At 61.8% G+C, this 14,625-nt stretch carries 14 protein-coding genes; 8 read left to right on the top strand and 6 right to left on the bottom strand.

Going from position 1 to position 14,625, the window contains the following annotated elements:
- Positions 1-72: 72 nt before the first annotated feature.
- Positions 73-2,607 carry a CS1-pili formation C-terminal domain-containing protein gene (locus tag J4E63_RS03185; RefSeq protein WP_207281090.1) on the bottom strand — a complete coding sequence of 845 codons (2,535 nt, stop codon included), beginning with the start codon at positions 2,605-2,607 and terminating at the stop codon, positions 73-75.
- A gap of 125 nt (positions 2,608-2,732) precedes the next feature.
- Positions 2,733-3,218, bottom strand: a complete 486-nt coding sequence (locus J4E63_RS03180) for a CS1 type fimbrial major subunit (protein WP_060740833.1) — start codon at positions 3,216-3,218, stop codon at positions 2,733-2,735.
- Between the two features lie 422 nt (positions 3,219-3,640).
- On the opposite strand from J4E63_RS03180, the gene J4E63_RS03175 reads away from it, so the two are divergent.
- The 4 genes from J4E63_RS03175 to purT all read left to right on the top strand — a co-directional run bounded on the left by J4E63_RS03175 (position 3,641) and on the right by purT (position 6,983).
- Positions 3,641-4,222: a PadR family transcriptional regulator gene (locus J4E63_RS03175; RefSeq protein WP_207281088.1), complete on the top strand. Its 582-nt coding sequence runs from the start codon at positions 3,641-3,643 to the stop codon at positions 4,220-4,222.
- A complete protein-coding gene (locus J4E63_RS03170) occupies positions 4,215-5,000 on the top strand; it encodes a siderophore-interacting protein (RefSeq protein ID WP_207281086.1) in 786 nt (261 codons plus the stop codon). Before J4E63_RS03175 ends, J4E63_RS03170 begins: the two co-directional genes overlap by 8 nt.
- A gap of 231 nt (positions 5,001-5,231) precedes the next feature.
- Positions 5,232-5,699: a preQ0 transporter gene (locus tag J4E63_RS03165; RefSeq protein ID WP_192261101.1), complete on the top strand. Its 468-nt coding sequence runs from the start codon at positions 5,232-5,234 to the stop codon at positions 5,697-5,699.
- 102 nt (positions 5,700-5,801) lie between these two features.
- Entirely contained in the window at positions 5,802-6,983 is a 1,182-nt protein-coding gene (gene purT / locus J4E63_RS03160; protein ID WP_092166308.1) for a formate-dependent phosphoribosylglycinamide formyltransferase, read from the top strand.
- Between the two features lie 222 nt (positions 6,984-7,205).
- Here the strand turns inward: purT and J4E63_RS03155 are convergent, their stop codons facing one another.
- Positions 7,206-9,620 carry a glucose/quinate/shikimate family membrane-bound PQQ-dependent dehydrogenase gene (locus J4E63_RS03155; protein ID WP_207281084.1) on the bottom strand — a complete coding sequence of 805 codons (2,415 nt, stop codon included), beginning with the start codon at positions 9,618-9,620 and terminating at the stop codon, positions 7,206-7,208.
- A gap of 499 nt (positions 9,621-10,119) precedes the next feature.
- Here J4E63_RS03155 and J4E63_RS03150 point away from each other — a divergent pair, with 499 nt between their 5' ends.
- Positions 10,120-10,350, top strand: a complete 231-nt coding sequence (locus J4E63_RS03150; protein ID WP_003205228.1) for a VF530 family DNA-binding protein — start codon at positions 10,120-10,122, stop codon at positions 10,348-10,350.
- A 6-nt stretch (positions 10,351-10,356) separates the two neighbouring features.
- Entirely contained in the window at positions 10,357-11,019 is a 663-nt protein-coding gene (locus J4E63_RS03145) for a Pr6Pr family membrane protein (RefSeq protein ID WP_207281083.1), read from the top strand.
- Positions 11,020-11,137: 118 nt separating this feature from the next.
- Here the strand turns inward: J4E63_RS03145 and J4E63_RS03140 are convergent, their stop codons facing one another.
- From J4E63_RS03140 to J4E63_RS03130, 3 genes are read right to left on the bottom strand one after another with little or no spacing between them, the layout of a single operon-like run.
- Positions 11,138-11,347 (bottom strand): DUF1289 domain-containing protein, encoded by a 210-nt coding sequence (locus J4E63_RS03140; protein ID WP_024619283.1) that lies wholly within the window; start codon positions 11,345-11,347, stop codon positions 11,138-11,140.
- Positions 11,344-11,868, bottom strand: coding sequence for a gamma carbonic anhydrase family protein (locus tag J4E63_RS03135; RefSeq protein WP_207281082.1), 525 nt, complete (start codon positions 11,866-11,868; stop codon positions 11,344-11,346). The genes J4E63_RS03140 and J4E63_RS03135 overlap by 4 nt, the downstream gene beginning before the upstream one ends.
- A 16-nt stretch (positions 11,869-11,884) precedes the next feature.
- The gene (locus tag J4E63_RS03130; RefSeq protein ID WP_060740824.1) at positions 11,885-12,484 is read right to left on the bottom strand and encodes a CoA pyrophosphatase; all 600 of its coding nucleotides are present in this window, start codon (positions 12,482-12,484) and stop codon (positions 11,885-11,887) included.
- Positions 12,485-12,630: 146 nt separating this feature from the next.
- Between J4E63_RS03130 and J4E63_RS03125 the strand changes: the two genes are divergently transcribed.
- Both J4E63_RS03125 and J4E63_RS03120 read left to right on the top strand, forming a co-directional pair.
- Complete coding sequence (locus tag J4E63_RS03125) at positions 12,631-13,182, top strand: NUDIX hydrolase (protein WP_092205380.1); 552 nt, start codon at positions 12,631-12,633, stop codon at positions 13,180-13,182.
- Between the two features lie 48 nt (positions 13,183-13,230).
- Positions 13,231-13,737, top strand: a complete 507-nt coding sequence (locus J4E63_RS03120) for a murein L,D-transpeptidase family protein (RefSeq protein WP_072409000.1) — start codon at positions 13,231-13,233, stop codon at positions 13,735-13,737.
- Positions 13,738-14,625 lie beyond the last annotated feature (888 nt).

Raw genomic sequence — 14,625 nt, 5'->3', positions numbered from 1 at the left:
CCGATGCAGGCACCCCGCTCTCCTGGTGAGTTGGCGTTATCGTTCATCGCGGGCAAGCCTTGCTCCCACAGCTCATGAACGCTGCTTCGCCGGGTCAGCCGCGGCCAACGTGCTATCGGCCAGGCTGTCCGGGGTGCAGCGCAGGTCGCCGATCATCAACACGTCGCCTTCCTCGCTGGCGGTTTCCGGGTCGAGGCGGAAGCGGCAGAACAACTCGTTGCCGTAGCGCACTTCCAGGGTCGGGGACGCGGCATTCATCTCCATGGAGAAGAACCCGTCCGCCTCGCTGACGCCGCGGCTGGCGTGGTTGATCACGTGATGGCCCTTGAGCGGCTGGCCCTGTTCGTCCAGCAGGCGGCCGAGCACGGTCACGGTTTTCATCACGCTGACCTTGCGGTAGTCCACGCCGCCCTTGTTCAGGTGATAGCGGGTGCGTGTGGGCTCGATGCTCGCCGCTGGCGGATGGACGCCCTCGAAGTCGAAGGTGACCATGCTGTTTTTATAAGCGGTGATCGGCACGAAGTTACGGCCCGGGTGCAACGTGGTGCTGCCGCCAGTCAGGTCGTCGGCACGCAGGATGATGTTGTCCAGGTCGGTCTCCACGTCGACGATCATCCCTGCGCCGCGACCTTGCGGCACCCCGGTGAAGGCGGCTTTCTGGCCGCCCACGGCGACCGTGCTGCTGAGGTTCAGGCCGCCGGTGAGGTTGTCGTTGTAGGACGAGCGCTGGATGAAACCATCGCCGTAGAGCGAGTCGGTACTGAAGCTTGCGAGGCCGGACAGGCCCACGCCATAGGTATCGGCCAGCGCCGTGGCGGAGACGCTTTGCAAGACGTGGTCCTGGAGGTCGCGGCGATAGGTCAGCGAGGCATTGTTGTCCCGGTCGCCCTCGCGGGAGGTGCGGGTGCCGATGCTGCCCGACCAGTATTCGCCCGGGCCGCCCAAGGCCACGCTGAAGCTCAGGTCCACGCCCCGATTGCGCCGGTCGTTGGTGCTCGAAGAGCCGGGGCGGTCGAACACCGACAACCGCCAGTTGGCATCGCTGCCACGCAGCTTGGCGCGCTGGGTCCAGCCCAGGTCCAGGCCCGTGCCCTGGACATTGCCTTCGCTGTAGGCCAGCCGCCCGTTGATGGAGGTCTTGTTGCTCAAGCGATGATTGACCGACAGCGACGAATTGCTGGTTTGACCAACGTACACGTTGCGCTGGCGGATACGGGTGCCGTCCGGCAGGGTCTCGTAGGTGTTGCGGGTATCCAGCCAGCTGCGGTTGTGGCTGGCCACGACGCTGCCACTGCCGTAGCTGTACATGCCCTGCAAGTCCATGCCATTGCCGTACTGTTCGGTCTGGTAGACATTGGCGTACAGGCTGGTACTGCTGGCCAGCGTCCAGTCCACCGAAGTGCCCACTTGCAGTTTGTCCTGCACCTGGCGCATGGAGCCCCCCAGGATCACCCGTGGGTGCAGCAGGTAATTGATGCCGAGGCCCGCCGTGGTGAAACCCGAGGGCTGGTCGTCCCAGTTGCTCCACAACCGGGTTTCCCGCCCGGCGAACAGGTTGTAGCGCCAGCGATCTTCCGTGCTGCTCCAATTGCTGGGTTTGTAGACCAGTTCCTGGCTGGTGGCGGTGGTTTGCCCGTCCTCGATCAGTCGAACTTCCACTTCGTAGATACCGCCAGGCAATGGCCGGGTGTCCAGGCTCTGCAAGCCGGCGCTGACGGCCTGGGTGTTGATCAACAGGCCGCTGCGATAAATCTCCACCGACGCCTGGCGGCTGGCGGTGACATAAATGGGATAGACGCTGGGCTTGGGATTGTCGACGACCAGGCTGTCGGAACTGCCGAACATCACCCCCAGCGCCGTATCCGGGTTGGCGCCGAACGAACGGATCTGACGGTTCAGGCCATCGGAGCTGGGCGTGAAATAACCCAGGCGGAAAAATTGTCCTTCCAACTCTCGTTGGGTATAGAGCTCGTGGACGGCGTGGTAAATCTTGTCGTCCGGCCCGCCAAGACGCGAGAGCTGAAGGTCCAGGGACTGGCTCCAGTTGCCCACGCTGGAACTGGCGTTGAGGCCATAGCGCCCCCCCGTGTCCTGTTCCTGGCCACCATTGAGATTGAGTTGGTTATTGAAGATAAGACCGAAGCTGCCCTCTTTGGGCTGGTCGTAAAAACGCCGGGGCTCGGTCGAGCGCTCGACGTCTTGGGTCAGGATCGACACCAATGAATTCTCGAGACTGTAATGCACGGCCAGCAACCCCGCCGAACAATTGGTCTCACAGGCGCCGAGCGTGATGCCCTGCTTGAGGCGTTGTTCCCATTGCTCGCGTTCGACAGCCTTGATCGAACTCTCCTGGGTTTCGGTGAACTCGAGCAGGGTAATACGATCATCTCGCGTCAAGACCACCATGGCCTCGCCGAGATACTGTTGATTGAGTTCAATACGAACCGCGAGCGGCACATCGAAGAAGTGGGCTTCAAACTCCGCCGGTAACCCCTTGGCCTGGGACAGCAGGCTCGTGGGTGTCGTACCGGGTGCAGTTGGCGCGGCCAATGCATTGGCGCACAACAATAGCGCGAGCGCACCTGCGATGGGTGTCATCGAAAACATCAACGGGACTCTCATTATCAGCGAGCTATCAAGGCATTCCAGGTACAGGCCGGCCGGCTGGGGAGCGCCGGCAGGCCTGTCGCGCTGCCCGGGACGAGGTGGAATTCACCGGGCGGCAAAGGGCATTACGGGCGTGGCACGGCGTCGAAGATGACGGTCATGTCGGCGGTGTATACGCCGTTCTGAGTAGCCAGAGGCTTGGCCGGGCTAATGGTCATCTCAGCCTGGGTGCCTGGCGTGGAGGTCGCGTCGTCCACCACTTCCTGGGGGATGGCGGTCAGGGTGACACCGTTGAAAGCGGTGGTCAGGGCGATGGCATCGCTGCCGTTGAACAGCGAAGCCGGGCCGTTTTCGATGTAGGCGTTGACCGAACCTTCGGTGTTCTTCACGTCGTAGGTCTGGCGCAGCGACGTCAGGGTGCCGCTGACGGTGTTGTAGTTCATGGTTTCATTCTTACCCCAGTTCGGGTCACGTGGCTGCACGTGGAACTGCTGGGTCGGAATGTTCGCCGTGATGTGGATGGAAGAACGCGCATCATCCAGAGCGAACGCCAGCGAAGAACTCAGGGCCGCGGCGGTCAGGGAAGCTGCGGTTACGATTTTCATGAGCATTGTTAACACCTGTTCATAGCAATAAAGAGGGAAGGGCTGAAGTTGCAGGCCAAATACAGCTTGGCGTGCCCCTTTCAACGCCGGTGCATGATCGTCGCTCTTTAATTAAAAATAAGCAGGAAAGTTCGCATAGGCTTGTAGTAAAGCGAACATACAACACAGAGAAAAATACGCAATTTTCGATAAAACGTAACTTTTAATGTAAGAGCATTCCCACATTCCCACTAGTTACGGTTAATACTTCCGGATACCCATCCAGTTTCGTCCCGCAAACTTAAGGGATTCAGGTAAGGTCATACGTCACCTCTTGTAGGACACAACTAAGATATATCTTCATTTCAAGATGTATCTATATAAGCGAAGATATATCTGAAGTCAAAGATATATCTCGGTTCTATTTATGCGCAACAGAGAGCAAAAACATGACAGTCCTTTATTCCCCTTCTACTCATGAGCAGGGTCGTCAGGATGGCTTCGAACGACGCCCGTCCGGTCGCGAGCGCGGCAGTCGCGGCCCACGGGTTTTCGCCGCTGGCGACTTGAAATTGCTGTTGCTGGCCCTGATTGCCGAGAAACCTTGCCACGGCTACGAGCTGATCCGGCAGATCGAGTCCATGTTCGACGGTGCCTACAGCCCCAGCCCCGGCGTGATCTACCCGACCCTGACCCACCTTGAAATGGGTAAGATGATCAGCGGCGACGCCAAGGGTGGAAAAAAGTGTTACAGCGCGACCGATGCCGGACGTCTATTCCTTCAAGACCAGGCCGAAGCGCTGGACGGCGTGCGGATGCGTATCGAAACCAGCAAGCGCACCCTGCGTGACCAGGATCGGCCTACCGAGATCCACGAAGCGGTGGGTCACCTGCGTGATGCGCTACAGATGCATCAGGGCCGCTGGAGCCCGGAAGAAATCCTGCGGGTGCGCGGCCTGCTCAACGACACCGTCAAAGCCATCGTCGACGGCCCTGCCCGTCCCTCAGTTTCGGAGTCAAGCAATGACTGAACACGATCCAAACACCATTCACCGCGTCAGCCACGAGATCAAGCGTCGCCGCCTGCAAGTGTTGCGGGTGGTGGACCTGACCCCACGCATGCGCCGCATTACCGTCGGCGGGCCGGAACTGGCCGGGTTCGCCAGCCTGGGCACGGATGACCATGTGAAATTGCTGTTCCCACAGAACGCCGAGGAACAGGCCGCCCTGGATAACTTCAACCCCAGCGCGGGCAAGGCCCAGGGCCCGATGCCCGAGATGCGCGACTACACGCCACGGCGCTATGACCTGGACACCTTGGAGCTGGACATCGATTTCGTGCTCCACGGCGACGGCCCTGCCTCGACCTGGGCGGCCCAGGCCGAACCCGGGCAATACCTCAATATCGCCGGGCCCCGGGGCTCGATGATCGTGCCGGACATCTTTGACAGCTACCTGCTGGTCGGCGACGAAACCGCCCTGCCCGCCATCGCCCGCCGCCTCGAAGGCCTGGCGCCGAACCGACGGGCCCTGGTGGTGGTGGAAGTGGAAAACGGCGCCGAACAGCAGATTCTCCAGAGCCCGGCGCAAGTCCACGTGATCTGGGTGCTGCGCGAAGGCCGCCAGGACAACCTGCTGCGAACCGTGCAACAGCTGGAAATGCCCGGCGGCAAGCTGTACGCCTGGGTCGCGACGGAGAGCAAGGTGTCGCGGCAGATTCGCAAGGTGTTGCTGGAGGAGAAAGGGTTGGACCAGGACTTCGTCAAGGCCGTGGGGTATTGGAAGGCGGAGGGTAGTGAGGAAGATTGAGATACTGGCGGTGGCTGAACTACCCTGTCCCTCTGCACAACACAGAACCCCGTGGCGAGGGAGCTTGCTCCCGCTGGGGCGCGAAGCGGCCCCAAAACCTGACAACCCGGTGTATCAGGAAAATTGAGTTGGCTGCATTGGGGCTGCTGCGCAGCCCAGCGGGAGCAAGCTCCCTCGCCACGGGGATATCGCTGTTCTTAATGATTCACAAGACATTTCACCAGGTACCCCATGCTCTTCCTGATCGCCTACATCGCCAGCGTCGTGCTGATCAACTTCGCGTTTTCCGCCGCGCCGCACCTGGACATCATCTGGTCGGCCTGGGGCGGGCTGGTGTTCATCCTGCGGGACATGGTCCAGACGCGTTTCGGCCATGGCGCCATCGTGGCGATGCTGGTGGCGCTGGTGTTGTCCTACGTCACTTCGGACCCGACCATCGCCCTGGCCAGCGCCACGGCATTCGCCGTGTCCGAGTGCATCGACTGGCTGGTGTTCACGATCACCAAGCGCCCGCTCCATGACCGGTTGTGGATCAGCTCGGCCCTGAGCATTCCCCTCGACACCTTCATTTTCTTCGGCCTGATCGATGCCCTGACGCCAGGCGTGGTGATCACCGCCCTGGCCTCGAAATTCGCCGGGGTCACGGTCGTCTGGCTGATCATGGCCTGGCGTTTGCGCAAGCAAACCGTCGCCACCTGAAGCCAAACCCCGCTGTTCATGTAAAATGCCGCGCTTTCTCCCCATGGGAAGCTCGCCCGGCGCGCAACCCGCGATGATCCGCTCCTGTTTGAGGACCTTCAGATGACCCGTATCGGAACTCCATTGTCGCCCACCGCGACCCGCGTTTTGTTGTGTGGCAGCGGTGAGCTGGGCAAGGAAGTGGTAATCGAGCTGCAGCGCCTGGGCGTCGAGGTGATTGCCGTGGATCGCTACGCCAACGCGCCGGCCATGCAAGTGGCCCACCGCAGCCATGTGATCAACATGCTCGACGGCGCCGCCCTGCGTGCGGTGATCGAGGCTGAGAAACCACACTTCATCGTGCCGGAAATCGAAGCCATCGCCACCGCCACCCTGGTGGAACTGGAAGCCGAAGGCTTCACCGTGATCCCCACCGCCCGCGCCGCGCAACTGACCATGAACCGTGAAGGCATCCGGCGCCTGGCCGCCGAAGAGCTGGGCCTGCCGACTTCGCCGTATTTCTTCGCCGACACCGTCGAAGACTACCGCAAGGCTGTGGAAACCCTGGGCTTCCCCTGCGTGGTCAAGCCGGTGATGAGTTCCTCGGGCAAGGGCCAGAGCCTGCTGCGCGGTAGCGATGACGTGCAGAAAGCCTGGGACTACGCCCAGGAAGGCGGCCGTGCCGGCAAGGGCCGGGTGATCATCGAAGGCTTTATCGATTTCGACTACGAAATCACCTTGCTTACCGTACGTCACGTGGGCGGCACTACCTTCTGCGCACCGGTCGGCCACCGTCAGGAAAAAGGCGACTATCAGGAATCCTGGCAGCCCCAGGCCATGAGCCCGGCGGCCCTGGCCGAATCCGAGCGCGTGGCCAAGGCCGTGACCGAGGCCCTGGGTGGACGTGGCCTGTTTGGCGTCGAGCTGTTCATCAAGGGCGACCAGGTGTGGTTCAGCGAAGTCTCGCCACGCCCGCATGATACGGGTCTGGTGACACTGATTTCCCAGGACCTGTCGCAGTTCGCCTTGCACGCCCGCGCCATTCTCGGCCTGCCGATCCCGCTGATCCGCCAGTTCGGCCCCTCGGCGTCGTCGGTGATCCTGGTGGAAGGCCAATCGACCCAGACCGCGTTCGCCAACCTGGGCGTGGCCCTGAGCGAACCGGACACCGCCCTGCGCCTGTTCGGCAAACCGGAAGTCAACGGCCAGCGCCGCCTGGGCGTGGCCCTGGCCCGCGACGAATCCATCGAAGCGGCCCGCGCCAAGGCGACCCGGGCTTCGCAAGCGGTGAAGATCGAGTTGTAAGCTGGCTGAATGCAAACCCTGTGGCGAGGGAGCTTGCTCCCGCTGGGGCGCGCAGCGGCCCTGAAACCCGGCGACGCGGTGGGTCAGGTTGTTTGAGTGAGCTTTGAGAGGGGGCTGCTACGCAGCCCAGCGGGAGCAAGCTCCCTCGCCACAAAAGCCACAGTGCAATGAAAAAGGCGACACCCGCAAAGGTGTCGCCTTTTTCATGGGCGCCGGTTTTGCTTAATCCGGCAGCTTGTAGGCAATCACATAATCACCCTGCTTGGTCCCCAGGGAGCCATGACCACCCGCAACGACCAGCACGTATTGCTTGCCGTCCTTGCCGGTATAGGTCATCGACGTGGTCTGGGCACCGGCGGGCAGGCGGCCTTCCCACAGCTGCTTGCCGTTTTTCACGTCATAGGCACGCAGGTACTGGTCCAGCGTACCGCTGAGGAACGCCAGACCGCTGCCAGTGGTGAACGTGCCACCCAGGCTCGGAACACCCATGCTCAGCGGAATCGGTACCGGCGAGCTGTCGCGCACGGTGCCGTTCTTGTGTTTCCACAGGGTCTTGTTGTTGGTCAGGTCCACCGCCGCGACATAACCCCACGCCGGCGCCTGGCAAGGCAGGCCCATCGGCGAGAGCAGCGCTTCGAGGATCACGCCATACGGCGCGCCTTTGTTCGGCTGCACGCCTTCGGTTTCGCTCTTGCGACCCGGACCACCGGCCACTTCCGCCGCTGGCACCAACTTCGACTTGAACGCCATGTAGCTCGGGTTGACGAAGGCGATCTGGCGCACCGGGTCCACCGAAATGCCGCCCCAGTCGAATACGCCGAAGTTGCCCGGGTAGACGATCGAACCTTGCAGCGACGGCGGGGTGAACATGCCGTCATAGCGCAGCGACTTGAAGTCGATCCGGCACAACATCTGGTCGAACGGGGTCACGCCCCACATGTCGCGTTCCTTGAGGACCGGCGGCACGAAGTTCAGGTCGGACATCGGTTGGGTCGGCGAGGTGTGGTCGCCCTCTACCGCGCCTTGCGGCACCGGGATTTCCTTGATCGGCACGATCGGCTGGCCATTGCTGCGGTCCAGCACGTAGATGCTGCCCTGCTTGGTCGACGCCAGGACGGCGGGTTTCACGCCATCGGCGGTCTTCATGTCCATCAGCGTCGGTTGACCGCCGACGTCCATGTCCCACAGGTCGTGGTGGGTGAACTGGAAGTACCAGCGCACCTTGCCGGTGGCGATGTCCAGGGCGGTCAGGCCGGCGGCGTATTTTTCCGATTCCGGGGTACGCAGGCCACCGAACTGGTCGGGGGTCTGGTTACCCATCGGCAGGTAGAGCATGCCGAGTTTTTCATCGACGCTGAACATGGACCACATGTTCGGCGAGTTGCGGGTGTAGGTCTGGCCTTCGGCAATCGGCGTGGTGTCGTCCGGGTTGCCGCTGTCCCAGTTCCACACCAACTTGCCGGTGTGTACGTCGTAGGCGCGGATCACACCGCTCGGCTCGTCGGTGGAGACGTTGTCGGTGACGTGGCCGCCGATCACTACCAGGTTCTGGGTGACCGCCGGTGGCGAGGTGGAGTAGTAACCGCCGGCCGTGAAGCCGCCGATGTTGGCGGTGAGGTCGACCTGGCCTTTGTCGCCGAAGTCTTCACACATCTTGCCAGTGTCGGCGTTGAGGGCGATCAGGCGGGTGTCGGCGGTCGGCAGGAAGATCCGCCGCGGGCACACGGTGCTGGCCGGCGTGGTGCTGGCGGTGCCGGTGGGACTCTGCTCGGCGGAAGCGTAAGCAGCGTCATCGTGGTAGGTCACGCCACGGCAGGTCATGTGGGCCCAACCCTTGAAGTTTTCCGCTTTTTGCGTGGAAAGCTTCGGATCGAAACGCCAGATTTCCTTGCCGGTTTCAGGCTCCAGGGCAATCACCTGGCTGTGAGGCGTGCACACGTAGAGCATGCCGTTGACCTTCAGCGGGGTGTTTTCGGCGGTGGTTTCACCCGGATCGTTCGGCCCTGGCAGGTCGCCAGTGCGGTAGGTCCAGGCTTCTTTCAGCTTGCTGACGTTCTCGGGGGTAATCTGCGCCAGCGGCGAATAGCGGTCGCCGTGGGCGCTGCGGCCATAGGAATTCCAGTCGCCGTCCGGCATGGCCGGTGCGGTGTTGGTCATGCCCGGCACGGCGTCACGGTCCAATTGACCTTTGATTTCACCCGGGTTGGTGAACTGGCTGGCGAGCGCCGCGACACCAGCGATGACTACGGCGGCGCCCAATGCACGGGTGCCCATGGCCGAGGCATCGGCAGTCAACAACGGGCGACGGAACCACGGCAGCAACATGACGATGCCCAGGGCAAACAGCAGCGCCAGGCGCGGCACCAGTTGCCACCAGTCCAGGCCCACTTCCCACAGCGCCCATACGGTGCTGGCGAACAGCACCAGTGCGTACAGGCCCAGGGCCGCGCGACGGGCCATGATCAGCAGCACGCCGGTCAGCGCCAGACCGATACCGGCCAGCAGGTAATACCACGAGCCGCCCAGCGTGCTCAGCTTGACTCCCCCAGCCAGCAGGGCCAGGCCCATCAATAGAAGCAGAATGCCGAGCAGGCTCGGTAGCAGACGGCTTCGACTCAAAGCACCCTCAGTGCTCATAGTGTGATTCTCCGTGATGTTTTAAGGAGGCCCGCGCAAGTAGTCACTGTAGATGACGATCTTGAGGGGGCATGGTTCAGTTGAAAAAGCAAATTGGCTGCCCCGCCCCCTGTGGGAGCGAGCTTGCTCGCGATGGCGGCGTATCAGTCGGCTTCAATGTTGGATGTGCAATCGTTATCGCGAGCAAGCTCGCTCCCACAGGAATTCACCAAGACAGCGCTGTCTTTCAGGATCAGGACATCGGGCATTCATCAGATCTTTCAGCAGGAATGAGCTGGACGCAGAGGCTTCGGCACAACAGAAGAAGCGTTTCAGCAGGCGGCGCAAGGATAATGTCCTGTTCTCGATAGAGAAAGGGCTTTTGTTGACATGGATCATCTCGGATTTGGTAACAGTGCGCCTGGCCCTGGCGCCCTACGATGAAGGCTATGCTTCCACCACGAGGGCACCTCGGCTAAGGTGCGCGGCTTTACCCTTTTTGTTTGCGCAAAGGCCTCCCATGACCGAACCCAACAACAACCCGCTGCACGGCGTGACGCTGGAGCAGATCCTCAACGCCCTCGTGCAGCACTACGAATGGTCGGGCCTGGCTGAACGCATCGACATCCGCTGCTTCAAAAGCGACCCGAGCATCAAGTCGAGCCTGACCTTCTTGCGCAAGACCCCTTGGGCGCGGGAGAAAGTCGAGCGCCTGTACATCAAGTTGATGCGCACCAAACGGCCGGTCTGAGCCGCCGTGGGGTTTGATAGAGGTCCTCGCCTCACCCTGCGCCAGCGCTTCGTGTCGGTAACGGCGCTGCTGGCCTGGGCGGGGTTGAGCATCCAGTTGTATCTGATCCTGCTGGGTCGCTGGGAACTGGGGGCGAGCCTGCTGGGCGGGTTGGTGAGTTTCTTCAGTTTCTTCACGGTGCTGACCAACCTGTGGGTGGCGGTGGTCCTGACCTGGGAGCTGACCCCTCGCCCAGCCCCGGCCCGCCGCTGGTTCCTGCAGCCCAGCGTACGCAGTGGCGTCGCCGCGAGCATCGCCCTGGTTAGCCTGGCCTACAACCTGCTGCTGCGCCACCTCTGGCAACCCGAAGGCTGGCAGTTCGTGGCCGACGAACTACTGCATGACGTGGTGCCCTTGCTCTACATCGCCTATTGGTGGCGCTGGGTGCCCAAAGGCAGCTTGCGCCTGGGCCACATCGGGTTGTGGATGATCTATCCCTTGGTCTATTTCGCCTATGTCCTGCTGCGGGGGGATTTACTGGCGGCCTACCCCTACCCTTTCATCGACGTGGCGAGCCTGGGTTATCCACAGGTGTTCATCAATGCCGGGGGGATACTGGCGGGATTTGTCGGGATTGCACTGACGGTGCTGGGGTTGGATCGGTGGACGGGATTCAAGCAAACACCATGAACCCCTGTGGGAGCGAGCTTGCTCGCGATAGCGGTGGTCAGCGCGAGACTCTGTTGAATGTGCCTCCGTCATCGCGAGCAAGCTCGCTCCCACAAGGAGTTGTGTCCCATCTCCGACATCACCGCCTCGCTGGCAACATCCACACCAACCCACTGGCCTTGGCCCGTTCATGACACAACGCCAAGACCCCGCGGCGTTCGTCGTTGTCCATCCGGCTCCACCGGGTGATTTCCGCCACGGTGCGCTGGCAGCCGGTGCAGATGTCGTCATCGTCCAGCGCGCAGATGTTCACGCAGGGCGAAGGCACCGGGCGTTCAGGGGCGCTCATGGTTCCTGCTCGGTCAGGTCGCGGGCATAGCGCTGGGAGTTGTGCACATAGTGCGCCGCGCTGGCCACGAGCATGTTCTTCTGGGCTTCGGTCAATTCACGCACCACCTTGCCGGGCGAGCCCATCACCAGCGAGCCGTCGGGAATCTCCTTGTTTTCGCCGATCAGCGCATTGGCGCCGATGATGCAGTGCTTGCCAATCTTCGCGCCGTTGAGGATCACTGCGTTGATGCCGATGAGGCTGTAGTCGCCCACCGTACAGCCATGGAGCATGGCATTGTGGCCGATGGTCACGCCGGTACCGATGGTCAGTGGATAACCCATGTCGGTGTGCATCACCGTGCCGTCCTGCACGTTGCTGTCCTTGCCGATCAGGATCAGCTCGTTGTCGCCGCGCAGCACGGCGTTGAACCAGACATTGGCGCCCTCTTCGAGGCGGACCTTGCCCACCAGCGTGGCGTTGGGCGCGACCCAGCTCTGTGGGTGGGTTTCGACACGGGCATCGCCCAGGCGGTACTTCATGGGAATCCTCGGGGCATCAGGTATTGATGAAACTCTTTGGCGGGGTGTGCAGGTCGATCTCGGCGTCGTACAGCAGGTTGACCAGCTCGACGATCATGATCGCCGTCAGCCCCCAGATCTTGTACTCGCCAAACCGATAGCTGGGCACATACCAACTGCGCCCCTGGTAATCGATCCGGTGCGTGTGTTCGCGCGGATCCTTGCGGAAAAACTCCAGCGGCACGCTGAATACCGCCGCGATCTCGGCATCGTTGGCCTGGTATTCGACGTAGTCTGGAATCACCCCGACATACGGCGTGACCTTGATGCCATGTAGCGAGATCAACGGGCTGAGGGGGCCAATCACTTCCACCAGGCCGGGCGGCAGGCCGATTTCTTCTTCGGCTTCGCGCAGGGCGGTGAAGATCAGGTCCGGGTCTTCCGGGTCGCGACGCCCGCCGGGGAACGCCACTTCGCCGCCATGGGTCGATAGCCCGCTGGCGCGCAGGGTCAGTACCAGTTCCGGTTCGTCACTGCGGGTGATCGGCACCAGCACCGCGGCTTCAGGGAAACGTCGGTCGGCCTGCAGGTCGTGTGGGGTGTGGTTGCTTACTCGATGCAGTAGCTCGTCCAGCATGAGACTTCTCGATTTATTCGCTACCTTGCATCATGCACCAATCATTCAAGCGGCCCAACCCCCGCACCGCGTCGTGTCGCGAAACGACAACTTGCCGACACCGGCCCGCGCACGCCAAGATAGGCGCAGCATTCAGGAACCCAAGCATGAAATTCTGCAGCCAGTGCGGTAACCCGGTGACCCAGCGCATACCCGAAGGCGACTCGCGCCTGCGCTTCGTTTGCGACACCTGCCACACCATCCACTACCAGAACCCCAACATCGTGGCCGGTTGCGTGCCGACCTGGGGTAGCAAAGTCCTGTTGTGCCGGCGTGCCATCGAGCCGCGGCGCGGCTACTGGACGCTGCCGGCGGGCTTCATGGAGAACGGCGAGACGGTCGAGCAGGCCGCCGTGCGCGAAACTGCCGAAGAGGCCTGCGCACGGGTGCGAAACTTGAGCATCTATACGCTGATTGACGTACCGCATATCAGCCAGGTACATGTATTCTTCCGCGCCGAACTGGTGGACGAGGACTTCGCCGCCGGGCCCGAGAGCCTGGAAGTGAAGTTGTTCGAAGAAGCGGACATTCCCTGGGACGAGCTGGCTTTCCGTACGGTGGGCCGCACCCTGGAATATTTCTATGCCGACCGCCGGGCGGAGGATTACCCGGTGCGATCCGAATCGATCCCGCCGCTGGCTCAGCCGGCCAACACCTGAAAAAACCAATCAAATAATAGCCGCGACACCTCTAGGGATATCGTTTCAATGCGCTGGTTGCTTGTCCTGTTCTGCTTGTCGTTCACCGCTGTGTCCCAGGCCGCCGCGGTGGGAACCTACAACGGCAAGGTCATCGAAAAAGTGCTGGTGCTCAAGTCCGCCCATCAATTGCAATTGATCAACGACGGCAAGCCGCTCAAGACCTATCGCATTTCCCTGGGCAAGGGCGCCAAGAAAGGCCCCAAGCTGATCGAGGGCGACAAGCGCACCCCCGAGGGTTTCTACTGGATCGACTGGCGCAAGACCAGTGACCGGTTCTACCTGTCGATGCACATTTCCTACCCCAACATCAGCGACGCCGCCCGCGCCCGCCGTGAAGGCGTGGAGCCGGGGGGCATGATCATGATCCACGGCACGCCTGATTCGGAAGAAAACCCTGAACAGCTGTTCCATACCCTGGACTGGACCGATGGCTGCATCGCCATGCGCAACGTGGACATGCGCGAAGTCTGGAACCTGGTGCCGGATGGCACGATGATCGAAATTCGTCCGTAGCCCCCTGTGGCGAGGGAGCTTGCTCCCGCTGGGCTGCGAAGCAGACCCAAGCAGGCAACTCCATTTGCCTGACACACCGGATTGTCAGGTTTGAGGCCGCTTCGCGCCCTGGCGGGAGCAAGCTCCCTCGCCACAAAAGCCCTCTGACCCGGCATCAAATCTTGGTTGCCTGATCTGGCCTCATCGCGAGCAAGCTCGCTCCCACAGTAGTTTTGTGTTGTGCCACCAGCCCCTGTGGGAGCGAGCTCGCGATGAGGCCGGCACTTACTGCATCAAGTCCGAAGCTCTACCCGGTCCAAGGCCTTGTTCGCCCCCCCCAACTCAATCACCTGCGTAGCCCCTTGTGGCGAGGGAGCTTGCTCCCGCTGGGCTGCGCAGCAGACCCAAGCAGGCAACTCCATTTGCCTGACACACCGGATTGTCAGGTTTGAGGCCGCTTCGCGCCCTAGCGGGAGCAAGCTCCCTCACCACAAAAGCTCTCTGGTCCGGCATCAAATCTTCGTTGCCTGATTTGGCCTCATCGCGAGCAAGCTCGCTCCCACAGTAGTTTTGTGTTGTGCATAACCCCTGTGGGAGCGAGCTTGCTCGCGATGAGGCCGGCACTTATTGCATCAAGTCCGAAGCTCTACCCGGTCCAAGGCCTTGTTCGCCCCCCAACTCAATCACCTGCGTAGCCCCTTGTGGCGAGGGAGCTTGCTCCCGCTGGGCTGCGAAGCAGACCCAAGCAGGCAACTCCACTTGCCTGACACACCGGGTTGTCAGGTTTTGAGGCCGCTTCGCGTCCTAGCGGGAGCAAGCTCCCTCGCCACAACAGCGCGTTAACCTTAGTGGGCTCGGACGACCGTCCGTCAGCATCGAAAAATAAAATCAAAAAATCCCATCTTCAGA

This window comes from Pseudomonas sp. FW300-N2F2, from assembly GCF_017351655.1.
Taxonomy (GTDB): Bacteria; Pseudomonadota; Gammaproteobacteria; order Pseudomonadales; family Pseudomonadaceae; genus Aquipseudomonas; species Aquipseudomonas fluorescens_AA.
Note: the sequence above shows the minus strand (reverse complement) of the source record. Positions and strands in the feature narration are given on the sequence as shown.

Bases quoted from the DNA above. Each gene is read 5' to 3' on its own strand.
- J4E63_RS03185 (WP_207281090.1), bottom strand. From the start codon at position 2,607: ATGTTTTCGATGACACCCATCGCAGGTGCGCTCGCGCTATTGTTGTGC.
- J4E63_RS03180 (WP_060740833.1), bottom strand. From the start codon at position 3,218: ATGCTCATGAAAATCGTAACCGCAGCTTCCCTGACCGCCGCGGCCCTG.
- J4E63_RS03175 (WP_207281088.1), top strand. From the start codon at position 3,641: ATGACAGTCCTTTATTCCCCTTCTACTCATGAGCAGGGTCGTCAGGAT.
- J4E63_RS03170 (WP_207281086.1), top strand. From the start codon at position 4,215: ATGACTGAACACGATCCAAACACCATTCACCGCGTCAGCCACGAGATC.
- J4E63_RS03165 (WP_192261101.1), top strand. From the start codon at position 5,232: ATGCTCTTCCTGATCGCCTACATCGCCAGCGTCGTGCTGATCAACTTC.
- purT (WP_092166308.1), top strand. From the start codon at position 5,802: ATGACCCGTATCGGAACTCCATTGTCGCCCACCGCGACCCGCGTTTTG.
- J4E63_RS03155 (WP_207281084.1), bottom strand. From the start codon at position 9,620: ATGAGCACTGAGGGTGCTTTGAGTCGAAGCCGTCTGCTACCGAGCCTG.
- J4E63_RS03150 (WP_003205228.1), top strand. From the start codon at position 10,120: ATGACCGAACCCAACAACAACCCGCTGCACGGCGTGACGCTGGAGCAG.
- J4E63_RS03140 (WP_024619283.1), bottom strand. From the start codon at position 11,347: ATGAGCGCCCCTGAACGCCCGGTGCCTTCGCCCTGCGTGAACATCTGC.
- J4E63_RS03135 (WP_207281082.1), bottom strand. From the start codon at position 11,868: ATGAAGTACCGCCTGGGCGATGCCCGTGTCGAAACCCACCCACAGAGC.
- J4E63_RS03130 (WP_060740824.1), bottom strand. From the start codon at position 12,484: ATGCTGGACGAGCTACTGCATCGAGTAAGCAACCACACCCCACACGAC.
- J4E63_RS03125 (WP_092205380.1), top strand. From the start codon at position 12,631: ATGAAATTCTGCAGCCAGTGCGGTAACCCGGTGACCCAGCGCATACCC.
- J4E63_RS03120 (WP_072409000.1), top strand. From the start codon at position 13,231: ATGCGCTGGTTGCTTGTCCTGTTCTGCTTGTCGTTCACCGCTGTGTCC.